This window comes from Kribbella pratensis (assembly GCF_004365355.1).
Lineage (GTDB): Bacteria > Actinomycetota > Actinomycetes > Propionibacteriales > Kribbellaceae > Kribbella.
The window spans coordinates 2021397-2041376 of the sequence record NZ_SODP01000002.1; the positions used below are offsets into that span (position 1 = coordinate 2021397).

Here is a 19980-nt window from a genome sequence, read left to right on the forward strand (position 1 = left end):
AGCTACGGCAGTGATGGACAGAGCCGATTGCTGTGACCTGATTGCAAACTCTGTCGGAAGAAGAGGTGGTCCTGCCCCGAACCTCTCGAAGGAGAATCCGCCTATGTCCCCCACCCGCCTCACCGCCGCCACCCTCGCGGCGATGCTGACCCTCGGCGCGCTGTCGGCGATCCCGGCCGGCGCTGCCCCTCCCACGGGATCCACGGCGCTCAAGACCTCCGCCGTCACGTTGATCACCGGCGACGTCGTCCAACTCACCGACGCCGGCGGCGGCAAGAAGGCTGCCACCGTCACCCCGGCACCCGGCCGCGAAGGCGTCTCGTTCCACACCATCGAGGTCGACGGCGGACTCCGCGTGCTGCCGAGCGACGCCGTCCCGTACATCTCCACCGGCGTCCTCGACGTCGACCTGTTCGACGTCGACGAGCTGATCGCCGACGGGTACGGCTCCGCCGCCAGCCTCCCGCTGATCGTGAAGGACACGCCCGGCCTCCGGGCCGAGCAGAATCTCGCCGGTACGACGACCACCCGCCAGCTCCCGTCGATCGGCGGCCGGGCGGTGGACGCGGCCAAGGACCAGCTCCCCGCCCTGTGGAAATCGCTGAAGCCCGCCACGGGCGCCCGGTCGCTGAACAGCGGGATCACCAAGATCTGGCTCGACGGCAAGGTCCGTCCGGTGCTCGACAAGAGCGTCCCGCAGATCGGCGCACCGGACGCCTGGAAGGCCGGGTACGAAGGCACCGGCGTCGAGGTCGCCGTACTGGACACCGGCGTGGACGCGGCGCATCCGGATCTGGCCGGCAAGGTCAAGGAGAGCGTCGACTTCTCCGGCAGCCCGAGCGGCACCGTGGACCACTTCGGCCACGGCACGCACGTCGCCGCCACGATTGCCGGCACCGGTGCGGGCGCGGGCGGTACCCGCAAGGGCGTCGCGCCCAAGGCCGACCTGCTGGTCGGCAAGGTGCTCGGTGACGACGGCTACGGCTACGACTCCTGGATCATCGCCGGGATGGAGTGGGCCGCGGCCGAAGGCGCGAAGGTCGTCAACATGAGCCTCGGCGGCGAAGCCACCGACGGCACCGACCCGCTCAGCCAGGCCGTCAACGACATCACCGCACAGACCGGCACCCTGTTCGTCGTTGCTGCAGGCAACGAAGGCCAGGACGAGACGGTCGGTACGCCGGGCGCCGCCGCGTCCGCGCTCACCGTCGGCGCCGTGGACCGCAACGACCAGCTCGCGGAGTTCTCCAGCCGCGGTCCGCGTCTCGGCGACGCCGGCCTCAAGCCGGAGATCACCGCGCCCGGCGTCGGCATCATCGCCGCCCGCGCGGCCGGCACGATCATGGGCGACCCGATCGACGAGCTCTACACGTCCGCCTCCGGTACGTCGATGGCGACGCCGCACGTGGCCGGTGCCGCCGCACTGCTCGCGCAGCAGCACCCGGACTGGAAGGCCGACCAACTGAAGAACGCGCTGGTCAGCACGGCCAAGACGCAGCCTGAGCAGACCGTGTACCAGCAGGGCGCGGGCCGGGTCGACCTGACCCGGGCGGTCGCGCAGAAGGTGACCGCGAGCGGCGTCGCCGACTTCGGCGTACAGACCGCCGAGGCGGGCACGCGGACGATCACCTACCGGAACTCCGCGGACGCCCCGATCACGCTCAGTCTCTCAATCCAGGTGACGAACCTCGACGACAAGCAGCCGGAGACCGACGGGTTCAGCTTGCCCGCGACGGTCACGGTCCCGGCGCACGGCAGCACCGACGTACCGCTGGCGTTGGACCCGGTCAAGCTCGGCCGCGGTCAGTACAGCGGGTGGATCGTTGCCACTGGCCCCGATGGTGTCGTCACGCACACGGCGGTCGGCGCGCTCCGCTCCGGTCCGAAGCACAAGGTGACGCTGCGCGCGGTCGGGCTGGACGGACAGCCCACCGGCGTACCGGTCATTTCGTTGTTCGGTGACAACTCGCGGTCCGACGTCCTGGCCTGGATCCCGGACGGTGAGTCCTACACGGCCGAGGTCGAGGAGGGCACGTACCTGCTGCACTCGCTGGTCGAGAACTCGGACCCGCAGGACGAGCAGGTCAGCCTGTTCACCGACCCGAACATCGTGGTCAGCAAGGACACCGAGATCGTGATCGACGCGCGGAAGGCGGTCCCGATCACGATCGAGACGCCGAAACCGTCGGAACAGCAGGCGGTGCTCAGCTACTACGTGCACCGCGTGTATGCCAACGGCCGCTCGATCAGCCACGGCGTGATGCACTTCAGCACGGTCAAGCAGGTCAACGTCACACCGACCAAGCCGGTCAAGGACGGCACCTTCGAGTTCTCGTCCCGCTGGCAACTCGTTGCCCCGCTCGTCCAAGCCGCAGTCCCGGGCGTCCCCGGCCCGCTGGACATCAACCTGCTCCACCAGTCGCCGTCGTACGAAGGCAAGAAGCGGTTCCCGCTCGTGTACTCGGACCCGTCGCTGAAGGGAGTGAAAGGTGCGGTTGCGGTGCTGGACTCGAGCGAGGACGGCTGGGGCAACGGCAGCGAGCACGACCAGATCGTCGCGGCCGCGAAGGCGGGTGCCGCGGCGGTGATCCTGGTTCGGCCGCCGGACTGGTCCGCCTGGACGGTCTGGCGTCCGGTCGGCGACCGAGAGCCGATCCCGGCGATGGTCACCACCTCCAAGGACGGTCACAAGCTGATCGACCGCGCCCGTCGCGGCAACGCGACGATCGACCTGACGCTGACCACGTCCAGCCCGTACCTGTACGACGTACAGCAGGTCTCGACCGGGTCCATCCCGGCGAAGATCGACTACAAGGTGACGCCGGCCAACAGTGCCCGCATCACCACGCGGTACGCCGACAACGGCGGGTTCAACTGGGCCAAGGAGCAGCGGTTCGGCTGGCGTCCGTGGCAGGAGTACTCGTGGAACGACGCGCAGCGGTTCGTCGAGACGCCGAAGGTGCGGGAGGAGTGGGTCACGTCCGGTGACTCGCTCTGGCAGCACCGGGTGCACCACCTCTACACCTGGGACGACATGAACCCGCTGGCCGGCGGGATGACATCGGTACCGCGCACGTACCGGACCGGTACGTCGGACGAGACGTGGTTCGGTCCCGTCGTACGCCCGGCTGCAGCGCCTGGTGTGCAGTCCACCCGGACCGGGGACCGGCTGTCACTGCGCATCCCTTCGTTTGTGGATGCGGGCGGGCACTACACGGTCGGCGAGACCACTGCGTCATCGGCGACCCTGTCCCGCAACGGTCAGGTCGTCGCCGAGCTGCCGGACGCGTGGGAGGACGTCATCACCTCCAGCGACGACGCGGCGTACAAGCTCGACCTGACCACGGAACGCAAGGACACCGAGGGGGAGTGGAACTGGGGTACTCACACCGAGACCTCCTGGGAGTTCCGCTCGGCCAAGCAGCCTGACGACAAGGCTGTCGCGCTCCCGCTGCAACAGGTCAGCTACACGGTCCCGGTCGACCTGACCGGTCGCGTGGCAGCCCGTACGCACGCCATCAGTTTCGAATCGCCCCGGGCGACCTCGTTGCAGGCCTCGGCGTCGTACGACGAAGGCAAGACCTGGACCCGGCTCGTCGTGATCGGTGCCCTCGGCCACTACCTGGCCGTCGTACCGAACGCCCGTGACACGGTGTCGTTGAAGGTCGCCGCCACCGGTCCGAACGGCGCCAGGATCACCCAGACCGTGATCCGCGCGTACGGCGTGAAGTAGCGCTCAGAGCCAGTTGCGCTTCGCCGCCTGGAACGCCAGACCGGTCCTGGTATCTACACCTGCCAGAGCCATCAGGCGATCCAGGCGGCGTTGCACTGTCCGCCGGCTGATGCCCAGCTGCGTCGCGATCGACTTGTCCGGCACCCCGGCGACCAGTAGTGAGAGCAGCAGCCGCTCGGAGTCGTCCAGTCCTTCCACCGGCTGGTCGTCATCGGGCTGGAGCCGCACCGGCGTCGCCAGCTCCCAGTAGCTCTCGAAGAGCGCCAGCAGCGCGTCCAGGAGCTGGCCGCGGTTGATGATCGCGGCAGACGGTTCTCCGATGCTCTCGTCGTCGCGGACCAGCGGGCAGATCGCGGTCGACCGGTCCACGATCGCGATCCGCACCGGCAGCGTCGGCAGTACCCGGGCTTCCTCGCCCCAGCTGACCCCCTCGGCGATCGAGTCGAGCTCACCGGGCGTCTCGATCAGAGCCCGTTCGTAGATGGCGCGGTACCGCACGCCGCGCGACAGAGCGCCGTACTCCTCGGTGTTGTCGGCGCCCTGCATCGCCAGCGGGTTCGCGCGACAGAACCAGAGGATTTCCTCGCGGGCCGCGTTCTGCAGGTCGCGCAGCCGTTCCCGGAGCGTGGTGGCGCCGACGATCACCTCGACCAGGTGGTGTGCATCCCGGCGGCTCGCGCTCGCCCGGAACTCTTCGCTCAGCGCGGCCACGGTCTTCCGGGCGGCCTCGAGCGACTCCTGGCGGCGCAGCAGCGTCGTACCGAAGGCCACATCCGGCGGCAGCGGGCTGAACACCGGCTCGTCCGCCGCCTGGACTGTGACCAGCCCCTTCGCCTGCAAGCGCTGCAGCACCTCGTCGGCCTCGTGCTGCGGGAGCTCGGCGACCTCGGCGAGCTCCGCGGCCCGCGCGGCGGACAGGCCGACCAGCAGCCGGTACGTCTGCTCCTCCCGCGCATCGAGTAACGAGCCGTCCTGCATCCGCCCCACCTCCGGGCCCCACCCTTTCAGGAATCCGGGCCTTTCCTATTGGCACTGTCCAGCCACGACACTCCCGTGCCATCACGGAAAGGCTGAGGGGCCGTCACTTTCGGGTCAGACGCCAGCGGAACTCGCCGCCGCCGAGCCCACCGCCCTGGAGAAAGAACCGATGATGAGCATGACCGACTACGCCGGGATCGCCGGCCTGATCGCCGCGGCCGCAGTCGCCATCTGGATGCTGCGCAACCACCGGACCATCGCCCCGACCGCCCGGCACCGAGGGGCGCCTACCCTGCGGCTGCCGCGACCGACGCACCCGGAGCGCGCTTCTTCGCGTGGTAGTAGGTAAGCCCGCCGAACGCGTACATCGACAGGCCCAACGCGGCCATCAGCACGATCACTACCCACTGCCACGGTCCGGTCTGGTAGAGCGCCAGGAACCAGGACCGCGTGTCGTCGTTCCCGGTCAGCTTGAAGATCGCCGGTACGACGGCCTGCGGGAACAGCGGGATCGCCGCGAACCCGAGGCACAGTCCCGCCATGGTCCGCTTCCACTTGGGCAGTGCGTCGAGCCCCGCGGTCTTCCTCGCCTGCTCCGCGGGCGATCGGCCATGCCTGAGCAGCGTCAGGAGCTCGGGACCACGCCGATCGAGACGCCGGATCGCCAGCCGGCCGAAGTACCACCACGCGAGTACGCCGGACAGCACTCCGATCGGCACGCCCCACCAGCCGACGTTGAGCGCCGCGATCAGAGCCGGTGCACAGGTCGACGCGACCAGCACGAGCATCACGTAGACGATGCCCATCGTCTCGCCCTCGTTCTCACCGGAGTTCAGCGGATTGCCGGACCGCTTGTGCGCATCTGTCGTCGGTACGGCGGCGTAGACCGAACTTGCCACGACCAGACCGGCCGCACCCCCGAGCAGTGCGGGCAGCACGCTCAGCACGAGCGGCCAGGCGCCGGCGTAGCCGGACCACCAGGTCAGCAACAGCGTGATGACCAGCGTGATCGGACCGAAGACGAGTAAGAACGCGCGCTGGCGGGCGCGCACATCCGGCCCATTGGCGCCGGGCGTCATCAGTGTGGTCCACAGCGCCGTACCGTCTGCGCCGTACAGGTTGGCGGACATCGCAGCGGCCATCACGACGGCGGCCGGACCGGCCCACGGCAGCATCGCCTTCCAACCGAGCGCCAGCGGCATCATGCAGAAGAACAGGCCGTAGCTGATCGCGAAGACCGCCTTGTGTCCGTAGAGCAGGTCGCGGGTCCACGAGCGCAGTTCCTTCGCACCTGCACCACTCCGCGGATTGGTCCCGCCCAGCGGGCGTCGTACCTTGCCGCCGGCTCTCGACGCAGTTGTCCGGCGCACCAGCAGCGCCGACCAAGCCACGAGCATCACCACACCCAGCACGACCAGTCCGGCCAGTGCCGCGAGGACTCTGGGCCAGTCACCGCGTCCGGCCGCTTCTACAGCCACCAGACCCCAGCCAGACGGCGCGATCCGCGCTGCCCTGGCCATCGTGCCCTGTACGTCGGTGGACACGAACGCCACGATCAGCGCCCAGCCCTGCGCCGTGAACGCGAGGATGAACGCGTTCACCAGCGCCGCGATCACCGCACCGGCTCGCACCTGCAGCAGTACGCCGTACACCGCGACGGCGAGCCGGGATGCGAGGATGAAGCAGAAGAGCTGGAGTAGTAGTGCCGGCACTGCAACCAGAGCGGCGACGACGTTCGCTCCTGCGATGACGAGGCTGTGCAGGGCGATCAGGCTGATGATCGGTGCGACGCCGGCCAACGCAGCCACCAGCAGTCCGGTGGAGAGCGTCCGCGGCGACAGCGGCATCATCGTGAAGTACTCCGGCTTGAGCGTCTCGTCGCCACCGCCCGCGAACAGCGGACCGACCACCCAGCCGAGCATCCAGACCGCGAGCACCACGGCCAGTACGTCGGTGTCGCCCTTCACCGCGACCCAGATCGTTCCGCCCGCGAGCACCAGGCCGACGAACCCGCCGGTGACGATCCAGGTCAGCCGGAGCTGGTCCTGCAGCGCATGCCGGAACGCGGCCAGCCGCATCCGGACCAGCGTGTGGGACGTGTTGTACGTCAGTGCGAGAGCCACGTCAGGCCGTCCGCTCCACGCGTCGACGCGCCGACCAGCGACACGAACGCATCCTCCAGCGTGCCGCCGGCCCGCACCTCCGAAACGGTGCCTGCGGCAACTACCTTGCCGTCCGCGACCACCGCGACGCGATCGCACAGCTGCTCGACCAACGCCATCACATGACTCGACATCACCACCGAGCCGCCGCCGGCGATGAACCGGTGCAGGATGGTCCGGATCGTCGCCGCCGACACCGGATCGACCGCCTCGAAGGGCTCGTCCAGCACCAGCAAGCGCGGCGCGTGCAGCAGCGCGACCGCGAGGCCGAGCTTCTTCCGCATTCCGGTGGAGTACCCGATGACCTGCTTGTCGTCCTCGTGATCGAGCTCGAGCACCTCCAGCAACTCGGCGGTCCGCCGCCCGACCTCGTCCTCGGGCAACCCCCGCAACAGACCGAGGTACGTCAGCACCTCCCGCCCGGTCAGCCGCTCCGGCATCCCCAGCCCGTCCGGCAGCACCCCGACCAGAGCTTTCGCCTTCGTCGGCTCCCGCCAGACATCCACTCCGAAGATCCGCGCCGTACCGCCGTCGGGCCGCAACAGACCGACCGCCATCGACAACGACGTCGTCTTCCCGGCCCCGTTCGGCCCCAGCACCCCGAAGAACGACCCACTCGGCACGCTCAGGCTCAGCTCGTCAACCGCCCGCTCGTCCCCGAACACCTTGGTCAGCCCCACGAGCTCGAGTGCTTGCTCCATGCCGAACACTTTCCCACCGGGCACCGTCACCGGACGTCCCCCGGACGGCTGATGGTCCCCATCCGCCAGATGGCCCCCGGCTACCTTCCGTAGCGGGAGTGACGGGCGACACAGCCCGGGAAAGAAAAAGTCCCGGTCGATCGACCGGGACATTCTTTGTGCGCGAGGGGGGAGTTGAACCCCCACGCCCTTTCGGGCACACGGACCTGAACCGTGCGCGTCTGCCTATTCCGCCACCCGCGCGCAGTCGCCGGATGCTGCTCCCGGCGACGAGAAGGAACATTAGCACGGGTTGTCCGGGTGCTTCACATTGCGGGTTCGGTCGAACCTCCCGATACGATCGATCGTCGTACCCGGTGTGTCCGCCTCGACCGGTGGACGATCTTTGGCGTACCGACCGTGGAGGAGGAGGCGTGCGACCGCTACAGCGCTTCGAGCGACGCTTGGAAGGCATTGTCAGCGGTGTCTTCGCGCGCGCTTTCAAGGGTGATGTCGAGCCGATCGAACTCGCGGCGGCTCTCAAGCGTGAGATCGACAACACCGCGCGGATCCTGTCCCGGGACCGGCGGCTGGTGCCGAACCACTTCGTCATCGAGCTCGGTCCGGACGACTTCGAGCGGCTGAACGCCTACGGCCGGACCCTGAACCACGAGCTCGCCAACGAGCTCCGGGACCACGCCGACATCCAGCGGTACACGTTCTCCGGGCCGATCGACATCGAGCTGGTTCAGCAGGACGACCTCCCGACCGGTAAGTTCCGGGTGGTCAGCGAGACGGTCGGGACGCCACAGCGTCGCCCGGCCGCCTACCAGCAGCCCGAGCCCCAGCCCTACCAGCAGGAGCCCTACGTGCCGCCCGAGCCGGTCAGCCCGCCGCAGCCCCAGTACCAGCCGCAGTACGAGCCGCAGCCGTCCCCGCGCCGCGGTCACCCGCAGGTGATGCTCGAGGTGAACGGGCGTCGCCGCCCGGTCAACCCGCCCGGCGTCGTGCTCGGCCGCGGTACCGACGCGGACATCCAGATCAACGACCCTGGCGTGTCCCGGCGGCACGCCGAGATCCGGCTGATGCCGGAGGGCCCGGACGGTATCCGGGTCGTGCTGGTCGATCTCGGCTCCACCAACGGCACGCTGGTGAACGGCCGCCGCAGCACCGAGGCGGAACTGGTCGACGGTTCGACGGTGCGGATCGGCAACACGACGATGACCCTGCGTCTGGCGGACGAGCCGATGGCCCAGCCGCCGAGCAGCGGGTGGTGACCGGAAGTCCATGTCGGAACTGACCCTGACCCTGATCAAACTGGGGTTCCTGGCCCTGTTGTGGATGTTCGTCCTCGCGGTGCTGTCCGTGATCAGGTCCGACCTGTTCGGAGCGAAGGTGGACAGCCGGGCCGCGGCGGCCGTCGCGCCGCAGAACACCCGGACGCCGAAGGCCGTCAAGCCGGCCAAGAAGCGCAAGGGCCTGCCCGCGTCGGTGACGATCGCGGACGGGCCGCAGGCCGGTGTCGGCGCCTCGCTGACCGAGGAGCCGGTGATCATCGGCCGCGGTTCGGACTGCCAGATCCGGCTCGACGACGACTACTCCTCCACCCGGCACGCCCGGTTGTTCCTGTCCGAGGGCCAGTGGTGGGTCGAGGATCTCGGCTCCACCAACGGCACGTACCTTGACGGCCAGCGGGTCACCCGCCCGGTCCCGGCCGAGATCGGCGGTTCGATCCGGATCGGCCGGACGACGCTGAACATCGCGAAGTAGGCCTGCCTCGATGACCCTCTCGCTCGACTACGCCACACTGTCCGACGTCGGACGCGTGCGCCGCAACAACGAGGACTCGGCGTACGCCGGTCCGCACCTGCTGCTGCTCGCCGACGGAATGGGCGGCGCCGCGGCCGGTGAGGTCGCCAGCGCGGCGGCGGTCCAGGTGATCCGGCGGCTGGACACCGCCGAGATCGGCGGCGAGGACATGATCGAGGCGCTGGCCGGCGCGGTCCACCGGGCCAACGAGCGGCTGTCCGAGCTGGTCGAGGAGGACCCCGAGCGCGAGGGCATGGGCTCGACCGTCACCGCGCTGATGTTCGACGGCAAACAGCTCGGACTAGCGCACCTCGGCGACTCCCGCGCCTACCGGATGCGCGACGGAGTGCTGTACCAGCTGAGCCACGACCACACCTTCGTGCAGTCGCTGGTCGACGAGGGCCGGATCTCCCAGGAGGAGGCCTTCTCCCACCCGCACCGCAACCTGATCCTGCGCGTGCTCGACGGCCGCCCAGACTCCGATCCGGACCTGGAGATCCTCGACGTCCAGGCCGGCGACCGGCTGATGCTGTGCAGCGACGGACTGCCCGACTACGTGAGCGACGAGGTGATCGCCGCCTCGATGGCCTCCGGTACGCCGGACTCCGTCGTCGTCGAGCTGATCACACACGCGCTCGAGGCAGGCTCGAACGACAACGTCACCTGCGTGGTCGCCGACGTCGTCGAGACGGAGCCCTCGAGCGGCGTCCAGCCGCAGCTGGTGGGTGCGGCCGCCGAGCTGGCCCAGGGCAGCACGGGCCGCGGCGAGCCGACGGTCGCGCTCCGCACCGGCGGCAGCGGGCACGGCGGCGGTGGCCACGGCGCCGCCCTCGACCCGGAGGAGCTTCGGTACGCACCGCGTCCGCCGAAGCGGTTCCCCTGGCTGCGGCGGATCGCCGTACTCGTGATCATCCTCGGGCTGATCGGCGGCGGCGGCTGGTTCGCGTACAGCTGGACCCAGAAGCAGTACTACGTCGGCTCCGACGGCGACTACGTGGCGATCTTCAAGGGTGTCGAGGCGGACCTTCCGGGGCTCGACCTGTCGAAGGTGTACGAGCGCCAATCCCTGCAGGTCGACAAGCTCCCGACGTACAGCCGGGAGCAGGTGGAGGGCAACATCCAGGCGGACAACCTGGCCGGCGCCCGGTCGATCGTCGCCGAGCTGCAGCAGACCGCTGCCGAGTGCGCCGCGAAGACCAAGCCGACCCCCACTCCGACACCGAAGCCGAGTACGCCTGTGTCGAAACCCCCGGTGTCGAAGCCGCCCGTCTCCAAGCCGCCGGTGACGACTCCGGTCGTGCACCCGTCGACGACGCCGACCAGCCCGGGCGGTACGACCACGCCGGGCAGCCCGGACGACTGCGACGGAGTCCGATGAGCTACGCCCCTACATCGGTCATCCAGATCATTCCGCGCACCCGGCGCGGGGTGGAGCTGCTGCTGCTCGTGATCGCGATCGCGGTCTCGGTCGGCGCGTACGTGAACATCGGCATCACCGTCCAGAACGAAGTCCCCGCCAGCACCGGGTACTACGCCGCCGGCATCACGCTGCTCGCCCTGATCGCCCACTTCGCGCTGCGCTACCGGGCGCCGTACGCCGACCCCGTGCTGCTGCCCTGCGCAGTACTGCTGAACGGTCTCGGCGTTGCGATGATCCACCGGATCGACCTCGGCCTGGCGCTGGTCGCCGAGGCGAGGGGCGCCACGCCGAAGTCCCCGGCGGCGCCGCAGCAGATCACCTGGACCGCGGTCGGCGTCGTGCTGTTCCTGGTCGTCATCCTTGTGATCAGAGATCACCGCCGGCTGCAGGCGCTCACCTACACCGCCGGCCTGGCCGGTCTGGTGCTGTTGGTCCTGCCGCTGATCCCCGGCCTCGGCGTCAACCTGAACGGCGCCCGGATCTGGATCCGGCTGGCCGGCATGTCGTTCCAGCCCGGTGAGTTCGCCAAGATCTGCCTGGTCGTGTTCTTCGCCGGCTACCTGGTGGTCAAACGCGACGTGCTGACGCTGGCCGGGCACCGGTTCCTCGGGCTCGACCTGCCGCGGGCCCGCGACCTCGGCCCGATCGGCATCGCCTGGGGAGTCAGCCTGGGCGTGCTCGTGTTCGAGAGCGACCTGGGTTCGTCGCTGTTGTTCTTCGGCCTGTTCCTGTTCCTGCTGTACGTGTCCACCGAGCGGGCCGGCTGGCTGATCATCGGTGGTCTGCTGTTCGTCGGCGGCGCGTACTTCGCGTACGCGACATTCGGCCACGTGCACCGCCGCGTCACCGACTGGCTCGACCCGTGGGCGATCGACGGCGGCCAGGTGAAGCTCGGGCTGATGGGCCAGGCCTGGGGCGGCATCCTCGGCCGCGGTCTCGGCCAGGGCCACCCGGAGGCGACGCTCTACGCGCAGAGCGACATGATCATCTCCTCGTTCGCCGAGGAGCTGGGCCTGACCGGCCTGATCGCGATCATCCTGGTCTACACGCTGATCATCGAGCGCGGTCTGCGGACGGCGCTCGGCTGCCGCGACATCTTCGGCAAGCTGATCGCGACCGGTCTGGCGATGTCGTTCGCGCTGCAGGTGTTCGTGATCGTCGGCGGCGTGACCGGGCTGATCCCGCTCACCGGTCTGGCCACACCGTTCATGGCCCTCGGCGGTACGTCGCTGGTCGCGAACTGGGCGATCATCGCGCTGCTGCTGCGGATCAGCGACCAGGCCCGGCGGCCGCAGACCCCGGCCGCTCCCGTGTCCGACGAAACGATCGCGATGGCGGTGCAGAAACAGTGAACTCGGCGATCCGACGACTGGCCGTGGCGGCGATGATCCTGATGCTCGCGCTGATGGCGAACTCGACGTACCTGCAGGCCTTCCGGGCGAACGAGATCAACGGCCGCAACGACAACAACCGGGTCCGCGACTCGCAGTTCTCGGTGAACCGCGGCCCGATCCTGATCGGCAGTACGCCGGTCGCGCAGAGCAAGCCGTCCAACGACCGGTTCAAGTACCAGCGCACGTATCCGTCCGGCCCGGTGTACGCACCCGTGACCGGCTTCTACTCCTACCGGTTCGGCCGCGCCGGGATCGAGTTGACGATGAACTCCGAGCTGAACGGCTCGGATCCGTCGATGGCGTTCCGGCGGATCATCGACGTGATCAGCAACCGGCCCCAGCAGGGCGGCAGCGTCACGCTGACCCTGAACGCCGCGGCCCAGCAGGCGGCGTACAAGGGCCTGGGCTCGAAGACCGGCGCGGTGGTGGCGATCGAGCCGAAGACCGGCAAGATCCTGGCGATGGCGACCACGCCGTCGTACGACCCGAACCGGCTGGCCTCCCACGACAGCACGAAGGTCGACGCCGCCTGGAAGAGCCTGAACGAGGACAAGGACCGGCCGCTGTCGAACCGCGCGGCGCAGGAGCTGTACCCGCCCGGCTCGACGTTCAAGTTGGTGACCGCGGCCGCGGCGCTGTCCAGCGGCAAGTACACGCCGGACACCAAGGTGAGCTCGCCGGCTGAGCTGCCGCTCCCGCAGACGACGGTCCCGCTGGTGAACGAGGACGGCAAGAACTGCGGCGGCAGCAACAATGCCACGCTGACGGTCGCGCTGCGCTACTCGTGCAACACGGCGTACGGCAGCGTCGGCCTGGCGCTCGGGCCGGACGCGCTGCGCGAGCAGGCCGCCAAGTTCGGTTTCGGGGCGCGGCCGCTGGCCGAGCTGCCGAGCGTGGCCACCAGCCAGTTCCCCGGCGACCCGAACGAGCCGCAGACCGCGCAGTCCGCGATCGGCCAGTTCGACGTCCGCGCCACGCCGCTGCAGATGGCGATGGTGGCGGCCGGGATCGCGAACAAGGGCGAGGTGATGAAGCCGTACCTCGTCCAGAACGTGAAGACCCCGGACCTGAAGACGGTCTCGGAGACCAAGCCGGAATCGCTGCACCAGGCGGTCACTCCGCAGGTCGCGTCCCAGCTGACCGCGATGATGGTCGACGTCGTCAACAACGGCACCGGCAAGCCGGGTCAGATCAGCGGCGTCCAGGTGGCCGGTAAGACCGGTACGGCGCAGACCTCGAAGGACCGGCCGCCGTACGCCTGGTTCACCGCGTTCGCACCGGCCGACGACCCGAAGATCGCGGTCGCGGTGCTGATCGAGAAGGCCGACATCGCCCGGGACGACATCGCCGGCGGCAGGCTGGCCGCACCGATCGCCAAGTCGGTGATGGAGGCGGTGCTGAGCCAATGAGCACGATACGGAATGATGCCGTCACGGCGCGTCTTTCCAACGGGGAACCACGTGTGGCGGCCGCTACCGTGGGCAGGTTGAGTGTGTTTTTGTGTCTCACAGACAGGTTGGAAGGCTGAGGTCATGACATCGCAGGCACGTCTCGTCGGCGGCCGATACGAAGAAGGCGAACCGCTCGGCCGCGGCGGCATGGCCGAGGTCCGCAGGGGTGTGGACAACCGGCTCGGCCGGTCGGTCGCCATCAAGCGGCTGCGGGTCGATCTGGCCAGTGACGCCACCTTCCAGGCCAGGTTCCGCCGCGAGGCCCAGTCGGCCGCCTCACTCAACCACCCGACCATCGTGTCGGTGTACGACACCGGCGAGGAGCCCGATCCGAACGGCTCCGGCGTCACGATCCCGTACATCGTGATGGAGCTCGTCACCGGCAAGACGCTGCGGGACCTGATCCGCGAAGGCCGCAAGATCATGCCCGAGCGCGCCCTGGAGATCACCTCCGGTGTGCTCGAGGCGCTCGACTACAGCCACCGGGCCGGCATCGTGCACCGCGACATCAAGCCCGGAAACGTGATGCTGACCCCGCAGGGTCAGGTCAAGGTGATGGACTTCGGCATCGCCCGCGCGGTCGCCGACACGTCCTCGACGATGACCCAGACCGCGGCCGTGATCGGCACCGCGCAGTACCTGTCCCCGGAGCAGGCCCGCGGCGAAACCGTCGACGCCCGCTCCGACCTCTACTCGACCGGCTGCCTGCTGTACGAACTGCTCACCGGGCGTCCCCCGTTCGTCGGTGAGTCGCCGGTGTCGGTGGCCTACCAGCACGTCAGGGAACAGCCGTTGCCGCCGTCGTCGTTCGACCCGGACATCCCGCCGGAGGTCGACGCCGTCGTACTGAAGGCGCTGGCGAAGAACCGCGAGGAGCGGTACCAGAGCGCCGCCGAGATGCGGGCCGACATCCACCGGGTGCTGGCCGGCCAGCAGGTGACCGCGCCGATGGCCGCCGTCGCCGAGACCCGGGCGATGGCGCCGACCACGGTCGCCGCGGCTGCCACCCAGGCCTACCGCCAGACCGCGGGGAATGACATCCTCCCGCCGGGCGGCGACGACCTGGAAGAGGACGACGACGGGCGGTCGCGGCGCAACCGCGGCCTGGCCTACTTCCTGCTGGGCCTGGCGATCGTGGCGATCGCGGTCGGTGCGTATGCCCTGTTCACCCACTTGGGCAAGGACAACAACGCCGGCGGTGGTGCGACGAACACACCGGTGGCGAAGGTCGCCGTGCCGGACGTCACCGGCAAATCGGTCGCCGAAGCGACCGCGTTGCTGACCGACAAGGGTCTGAAGTTCGCTCAAGGACCGTCCGAGACCAGCGACACGGTCGGCCGCGGCTCCGCGATCCGGCAGACCCCCGCGCCCGGGACCGAGGCCGAGCAGAATTCGACGGTCACCGTCGTGTTCTCGTCGGGGCGGAGTGCGTTCCCGGTGCCGGACGTGATCGGCAAGTCGGAGTCCGCCGCGCGCAAGGCGCTCGAAGGCACCGCCGCGAACTTCAAGGTCAAGGACAAGGTCGTCGAGCAGGACAGCGACGAGAAGAAGGGCACGGTGCTCGCGGTCAGCCCGGACCCGAACGGGCAGTACCCGTCGGGTCAGGAGTTCACGCTGACGGTGTCCAGCGGCGTCACGAACGTCGAGGTTCCGAACGTCGTGACGGTTCCGGCCGACGACGCGGCCAAGCAGTTGAAGGATCTCGGCTTCCAGGTCGGGTACAAGTACGGAAATGACCCGAACTCGCCGGACGGCATCGTGCTCGCGCAGAGTATCCCGGGCGGTACCAAGAAGCCGAAGGGCACCACGGTCACGCTGACGGTCAACAACCCGCAGGAACCGACCCCGCCGCCGAGCCAGCCGACGGACACACCGACGGAGACACCGAGCTCGCCGGGCATCACGATCGGCGGATGAGACAACAGAACCCCCGGGGCGGCTTCGGCCCCGGGGGTTTTCGTTTGTTCCCTAGCTGACGACCGGCGCGAGGCCGACCGAGCGCGCGACCGCATCCTCGTCGCCGCAGATTGCGAGCCAGTTGGCGAGCATCCGGTGACCGCCCTCGGTCAGCACCGACTCCGGGTGGAACTGCACGCCTTCGACCGGGAGGTCGCGGTGCCGGGCCGCCATGATCACGCCGGCCTCGGTGCGTGCGGTCACCTGCAGCTCGTCCGGCACGGTGTCCTGCGCGATCGCGAGCGAGTGGTACCGGGTCGCGGTGAACGGCGAGGGGAGTCCGGAGAGCACGCCGGCGCCCTCGTGGAACACCTGGCTGGTCTTCCCGTGCAGCAGCTCGTCCGCCCGGCCGACGACACCGCCGTACGCGACGCCGATCGCCTGGAGACCGAGGCAGACCCCGAAGATCGGGACCACGCCACCCTTCTCCTTCACGATGTCCACGCAGGCGCCGGCTTCTTCCGGCGTACCGGGACCGGGGGAGAGCAGGACACCGTCGAACTCACCGGCCTGGTCGGGGGTGACTTCGTCGTTACGCAGCACGGTGGTGTCGGCGTGCAGTTGCTGCAGGTACTGCACCAGGTTGTAGACGAAGGAGTCGTAGTTGTCGACGACAAGGATCCGCGGCATGCAGACCATTGTGACAGCTCCGACCCTTACCGGCCGGTGACCGACGGACTGGCCGACGGGGTCTGTGGATAACCGGGCACGGTGGCGCTCTGGAGGTCCAGGGTGCCTTCGTAGGCAGGCATCGAGATCGAGGACTCGTTCTTCACGTCGTACCCGAGCTGGAACTTCACCACGTAGTCCTGCAGGTTCTCGATGTACTGCGAGTCGTCGAGCGCCTTCTGCAGTTTCCGCCGGTCGCCGATCGCGCTGATCGTGTACGGCGGGAGGTACGGGACACCGTGCAGTACGACGGAGTTGCCGACGCACTTGACCCCGGTGGTGGAGATGACGCGCTGGTTCTGGATCGTCATCGCCTCGGCGCCACCCGCCCACAGTGCGTTCACCACGGCCTGGATGTCCTGCTGGTGGATGACCAGCCAGTTCTCGTCGACGTCCGGGTTCTCCTTGACCACCTCGGGCGGCGCGTCCCGGAGGGTGACGGTCAGCCCCGGGCCGACGACCGGACGGGTGCCGACCTGCTCGGACAGGTCCTCGAACTGCATGGCCAGCTTCGGGTCGATCGATCCCTGCTGCGCCTGCAGCGCCTCGATGTCGTGGGTCAGTGCCGCGTGCTGCCGGACCAGGCTGGCGCTACGGCGGCTCTGTTCCTCCACCAGGCCCGCGAGCGTAGTGTTGCGACTGGGCCGTAGGTCCGTGCCCCGGGCGTTGGTGGCACTGGTCGCGAACAGCAGACCGGCGCACAGCAGCGCCAGCGGCGCACCCACGCGCCACAGCGAAATCCGCCTCAACCTACGCACCAGTGATCTCCACGTTGCTGTCTGCACTACGCTAACCCGGACCGACCCGCACAGGTCGTTGCGGTCAGCTTATGCGTCCGTCCTTACAAGGAGTTCAGTCGTGCCCGAGTCGAGCAGTCGCAACAAGAAGAAGACCGAGAAGGTCAAGGTCGAGAAGACCCCGAAGAGGCCGCGTACCACCAGCCGCGTGTGGGTCGCGCCGCTGATGCTGTTCTGCTGGCTGCTCGGTCTCGCCTGGCTGGTCGTCTTCTACGTGGCCGGCCAGGACATCCCGGTGATGAAGGACCTCGGCAACTGGAACCTGCTGATCGGCATGGGCCTGATCGCGGTCGGGTTCGTGGTCTCCACGCAGTGGGTCTGACCCCGCTCGTCCGAGAGTTATCCACACCCGTATCCCCAGTTGTGCACACCGATTCGGGCGAGTTATCCCCAAGCTGACCGTTACTTCTCCACGAAAACCGCTCCGAAATCGCTCAAATCTGTGGATAAATCAGGTTTGAGTGGATGAGTTTCCACACTGTTCACGTTGGCAGCGGCCGGTTGTCCACGACCTTCTTCATCACGATCGTCGAGGTCATCCGCTGGACACCCGGCAGCCGCGCCAGCCGCTCGTCGCGCAGCCGCTGGAACGTCGCGATATCCGCTGTGACCACCCGGACGAAGTAGTCCGGCTCGCCGAACAGCCGCTCCGCGTGCACCACCTCCGGGATCTGCTCGAGCCCCGCCTCGAACCCGGCCACCGACTCCTCCCGGTCCATCGTGACCGCGAGCAGCACCTCGAACCCGTGCCCGACCGCGCCCGGATCGACCACGGCCCGGTAGCCGGAGATCACCCCGCCGCGCTCGAGCTCCCGCAGCCGGCGATGACACGGGGCGGCACTCAGCCCGATCCGCTGAGCCAGTTCGGTCACCGTCAGCCGGCCCTCGGCCTGGAGCACCGCAAGGATCTTGCGATCAATCGCATCCATGCCAAGAATCCTATCCTTAGAGCGCCTGATTGAGCATGAAGTCGCAAGATAAGTTCGAGGATTCAGCAGTAATCTTGCGCCATGCTCGACCTTCTGCCCGTCGCAGCAGCCTGCTTCGGCATTCCGCAGTACCTTCCACAGATCCTCAAACTCCGCCGGACCGGGGACACCGCCGGAGTCTCCTGGGCGTGGGCGACGCTGACGAGCATCAACAACGCCGCCTGGTTCTGCTACTTCATGGCCTCCGGCTACTGGACCGCGAGCCTGCCCTCGACCGCCGCAAGCACGTTGGCCGGCACTGTCTCGGTGATGCTCGTACGCCGCGGCGCTCTCAACCGCGAAGCCATCCGCTGGATCTGCGCATGGGCGGGGCTCCTCGCTCTCGCGGCAGCTCTCGGCGGACGGGTCGGCCTGGGTACTCTCCTCGCCGCCGCCTCGATCGTCCAGGTCGCACCTTCCCTATGGACGGCGTACCGCACCGCTCACCCGACCGGCATCTCGAAGGGCACGTGGGCGCTCGTCTGTGGGGAACTGTCCTGCTGGCTCGCCTTCGGCCTGTGGAAAACCGATCCCCGACTGATCACCCTCGGGGCGACCGGCGTATTGGCCGGCATTCTCATGCTCGCCCGGGCACAACAGGCGGGCGTACTGTCGAAGCAGCGGTAGCGACCTGGGGGAGACCGGGGAGGGTCGCACCATGTTCGTACAGGTCATCCAGGGGCAGGTCACCGACGCCGAGCAGGCGCACGCCGCGATGGATCGGTGGATGGAAGAACTCGCGCCCGAGGCGCCCGGCTGGCTGGGGACCACCGCCGGCGTCACCGCGGACGGAAGGTTCATTGCACTGGCCCGCTTCGAGTCCGCTGATGCAGCGCGGCGCAACAGCGAGTCGCCGGCGCAGGACAAGTGGTGGCACGAGTTCTCGTCACTATTCAGTGGCGACGCCGCCTTCTACGACTCCGAGGACATCACGCCCGCCATGTACGGCGACCCGGACATGGCCGGCTTCGTACAGGTGATTCGGGGGCGGGTCTCGAACCCGGAGCGCGTGCGGGAGCTGCTGGCGACCGATCCGACCCCGTGGCTCGCGCTCCGGCCTGAGGTGATCGGCCGCACCTTCGCGCTGTTCGACGACGACCGCTTCGCGACGACCTTCTACTTCACCTCCGAGGCGGAAGCCCGCGAAGGTGAGCGGAAGGAGCCGCCGGCGGAGCTGAAGGCGCTGGTCGACGAGCTCGACTCGCTCGACGCCGAGCCGCCGGAGTTCTTCGACCTCAAACAGCCCTGGCTGTACTCGCCTGCATCTACGTAGAGATATATGTAGACATGTGCGTAGCCTTCTGCGTATAGTTCTACGTAGGAGGAGAGACCGATGCCTAACAAGACGATCTACGTGTCCGACGACGACCTGCCGCTGTACAAGAAGGCGCAGGAGCTCGCCGGGAACCTGTCTTCGGCGATCTCGATCGCGCTGCGGAAGTACGTCGAGCTCGAAGAAGGACGGCTCGAGGGGTACGACGAGATCACCGTGCGGGTCGGCCGGGGCGCCGGCCGCAAGCAGCGGTTCTCCGGCGTACTGCTGGCCGAAGGCGGGCGGTCGAGCAGCACCGGCTACGAGGCCTTCAAGGTCTACCGGAGCCGGACCGGCAAGTTCGTCCTGCATGCCGATCGCCGCAGCCAGTACACGGTCAGCGGCGACGACGAGCGCTATCTGTCCGGCTGGCGCTCCTGGGTCGGCAACTGGAGCAGCGACCAGTCCTGGAGCATGGCGCAGGGCGAGGCCACGCTGAACATCGTCGAAACCGTCGAGGAGCTTCGCGAGCTGATCCCCGAAGACCTCTACGAGCTGGTCGAGGAAGCCGCCAATCAACCGGCGGTGGAGGACCTCGACATCTAGACCCCACGACACAAACGAAAACTACGGCGCCTTCCGCGCCGGGAGTGGGGCGCTGACGCCACCACCGGCGACCTGAGCCAGGTCGCGGGGCGGTCGAACACGCCC

The 19980-nt window shown here is 68.6% G+C and carries 17 protein-coding genes and 1 tRNA gene; 11 read left to right on the forward strand and 7 right to left on the reverse strand.

The window, feature by feature from the left end; genetic code table 11:
• Positions 1-103 precede the first annotated feature (103 nt).
• Positions 104-3733 (forward strand): S8 family serine peptidase, encoded by a 3630-nt coding sequence (locus EV653_RS26545; RefSeq protein WP_134106377.1) that lies wholly within the window; start codon positions 104-106, stop codon positions 3731-3733.
• A 3-nt stretch (positions 3734-3736) separates the two neighbouring features.
• Here the strand turns inward: EV653_RS26545 and EV653_RS26550 are convergent, their stop codons facing one another.
• The 4 genes from EV653_RS26550 to EV653_RS26565 form a co-directional block, all read right to left on the reverse strand.
• The gene (locus EV653_RS26550; protein WP_134106378.1) at positions 3737-4711 is read right to left on the reverse strand and encodes a helix-turn-helix domain-containing protein; all 975 of its coding nucleotides are present in this window, start codon (positions 4709-4711) and stop codon (positions 3737-3739) included.
• A 287-nt stretch (positions 4712-4998) separates the two neighbouring features.
• A complete protein-coding gene (locus tag EV653_RS26555) occupies positions 4999-6834 on the reverse strand; it encodes a hypothetical protein (RefSeq protein WP_134106379.1) in 1836 nt (611 codons plus the stop codon).
• Positions 6819-7574, reverse strand: coding sequence for an ABC transporter ATP-binding protein (locus EV653_RS26560; protein ID WP_134106380.1), 756 nt, complete (start codon positions 7572-7574; stop codon positions 6819-6821). The genes EV653_RS26555 and EV653_RS26560 overlap by 16 nt, the downstream gene beginning before the upstream one ends.
• A 159-nt stretch (positions 7575-7733) precedes the next feature.
• Positions 7734-7817 (reverse strand) — tRNA-Leu (locus tag EV653_RS26565).
• Positions 7818-7987: 170 nt separating this feature from the next.
• On the opposite strand from EV653_RS26565, the gene EV653_RS26570 reads away from it, so the two are divergent.
• From EV653_RS26570 to pknB, 6 genes are all read left to right on the forward strand, one after another.
• Positions 7988-8830, forward strand: a complete 843-nt coding sequence (locus tag EV653_RS26570; RefSeq protein WP_166679561.1) for an FhaA domain-containing protein — start codon at positions 7988-7990, stop codon at positions 8828-8830.
• A 10-nt stretch (positions 8831-8840) separates the two neighbouring features.
• Positions 8841-9323 carry an FHA domain-containing protein FhaB/FipA gene (locus tag EV653_RS26575; protein ID WP_134106382.1) on the forward strand — a complete coding sequence of 161 codons (483 nt, stop codon included), beginning with the start codon at positions 8841-8843 and terminating at the stop codon, positions 9321-9323.
• Positions 9324-9333: 10 nt separating this feature from the next.
• Positions 9334-10740 (forward strand): PP2C family protein-serine/threonine phosphatase, encoded by a 1407-nt coding sequence (locus tag EV653_RS26580; RefSeq protein WP_134106383.1) that lies wholly within the window; start codon positions 9334-9336, stop codon positions 10738-10740.
• On the forward strand, positions 10737-12134 hold the full coding sequence (locus EV653_RS26585) for an FtsW/RodA/SpoVE family cell cycle protein (RefSeq protein WP_134106384.1): 1398 nt from the start codon (positions 10737-10739) through the stop codon (positions 12132-12134). The genes EV653_RS26580 and EV653_RS26585 overlap by 4 nt, the downstream gene beginning before the upstream one ends.
• Complete coding sequence (locus EV653_RS26590) at positions 12131-13585, forward strand: peptidoglycan D,D-transpeptidase FtsI family protein (protein ID WP_134106385.1); 1455 nt, start codon at positions 12131-12133, stop codon at positions 13583-13585. The genes EV653_RS26585 and EV653_RS26590 overlap by 4 nt, the downstream gene beginning before the upstream one ends.
• Before the next feature lie 123 nt (positions 13586-13708).
• Complete coding sequence (gene pknB, locus EV653_RS26595; RefSeq protein ID WP_134106386.1) at positions 13709-15544, forward strand: Stk1 family PASTA domain-containing Ser/Thr kinase; 1836 nt, start codon at positions 13709-13711, stop codon at positions 15542-15544.
• A gap of 51 nt (positions 15545-15595) precedes the next feature.
• Here pknB and EV653_RS26600 read toward each other — a convergent pair whose 3' ends face one another.
• Both EV653_RS26600 and EV653_RS26605 read right to left on the reverse strand, forming a co-directional pair.
• Positions 15596-16213, reverse strand: a complete 618-nt coding sequence (locus tag EV653_RS26600) for an aminodeoxychorismate/anthranilate synthase component II (protein WP_134106387.1) — start codon at positions 16211-16213, stop codon at positions 15596-15598.
• Between the two features lie 26 nt (positions 16214-16239).
• Complete coding sequence (locus tag EV653_RS26605; RefSeq protein WP_134106388.1) at positions 16240-17010, reverse strand: DUF881 domain-containing protein; 771 nt, start codon at positions 17008-17010, stop codon at positions 16240-16242.
• A 100-nt stretch (positions 17011-17110) separates the two neighbouring features.
• Here EV653_RS26605 and EV653_RS26610 point away from each other — a divergent pair, with 100 nt between their 5' ends.
• Positions 17111-17371: a cell division protein CrgA gene (locus tag EV653_RS26610; RefSeq protein ID WP_130445510.1), complete on the forward strand. Its 261-nt coding sequence runs from the start codon at positions 17111-17113 to the stop codon at positions 17369-17371.
• A 160-nt stretch (positions 17372-17531) separates the two neighbouring features.
• Here the strand turns inward: EV653_RS26610 and EV653_RS26615 are convergent, their stop codons facing one another.
• A complete protein-coding gene (locus tag EV653_RS26615) occupies positions 17532-17978 on the reverse strand; it encodes an Lrp/AsnC family transcriptional regulator (protein ID WP_134106389.1) in 447 nt (148 codons plus the stop codon).
• 81 nt (positions 17979-18059) lie between these two features.
• Between EV653_RS26615 and EV653_RS26620 the strand changes: the two genes are divergently transcribed.
• Genes EV653_RS26620 through EV653_RS26630 form a run of 3 tightly spaced genes read left to right on the forward strand, consistent with a single transcriptional unit; the run spans position 18060 to position 19875 of the window.
• On the forward strand, positions 18060-18644 hold the full coding sequence (locus EV653_RS26620) for a PQ-loop domain-containing transporter (RefSeq protein WP_134106390.1): 585 nt from the start codon (positions 18060-18062) through the stop codon (positions 18642-18644).
• Positions 18645-18675: 31 nt separating this feature from the next.
• The gene (locus EV653_RS26625; RefSeq protein WP_134106391.1) at positions 18676-19290 is read left to right on the forward strand and encodes a hypothetical protein; all 615 of its coding nucleotides are present in this window, start codon (positions 18676-18678) and stop codon (positions 19288-19290) included.
• Positions 19291-19350: 60 nt separating this feature from the next.
• Entirely contained in the window at positions 19351-19875 is a 525-nt protein-coding gene (locus EV653_RS26630) for an EXLDI protein (RefSeq protein ID WP_134106392.1), read from the forward strand.
• Positions 19876-19980: the final 105 nt, after the last annotated feature.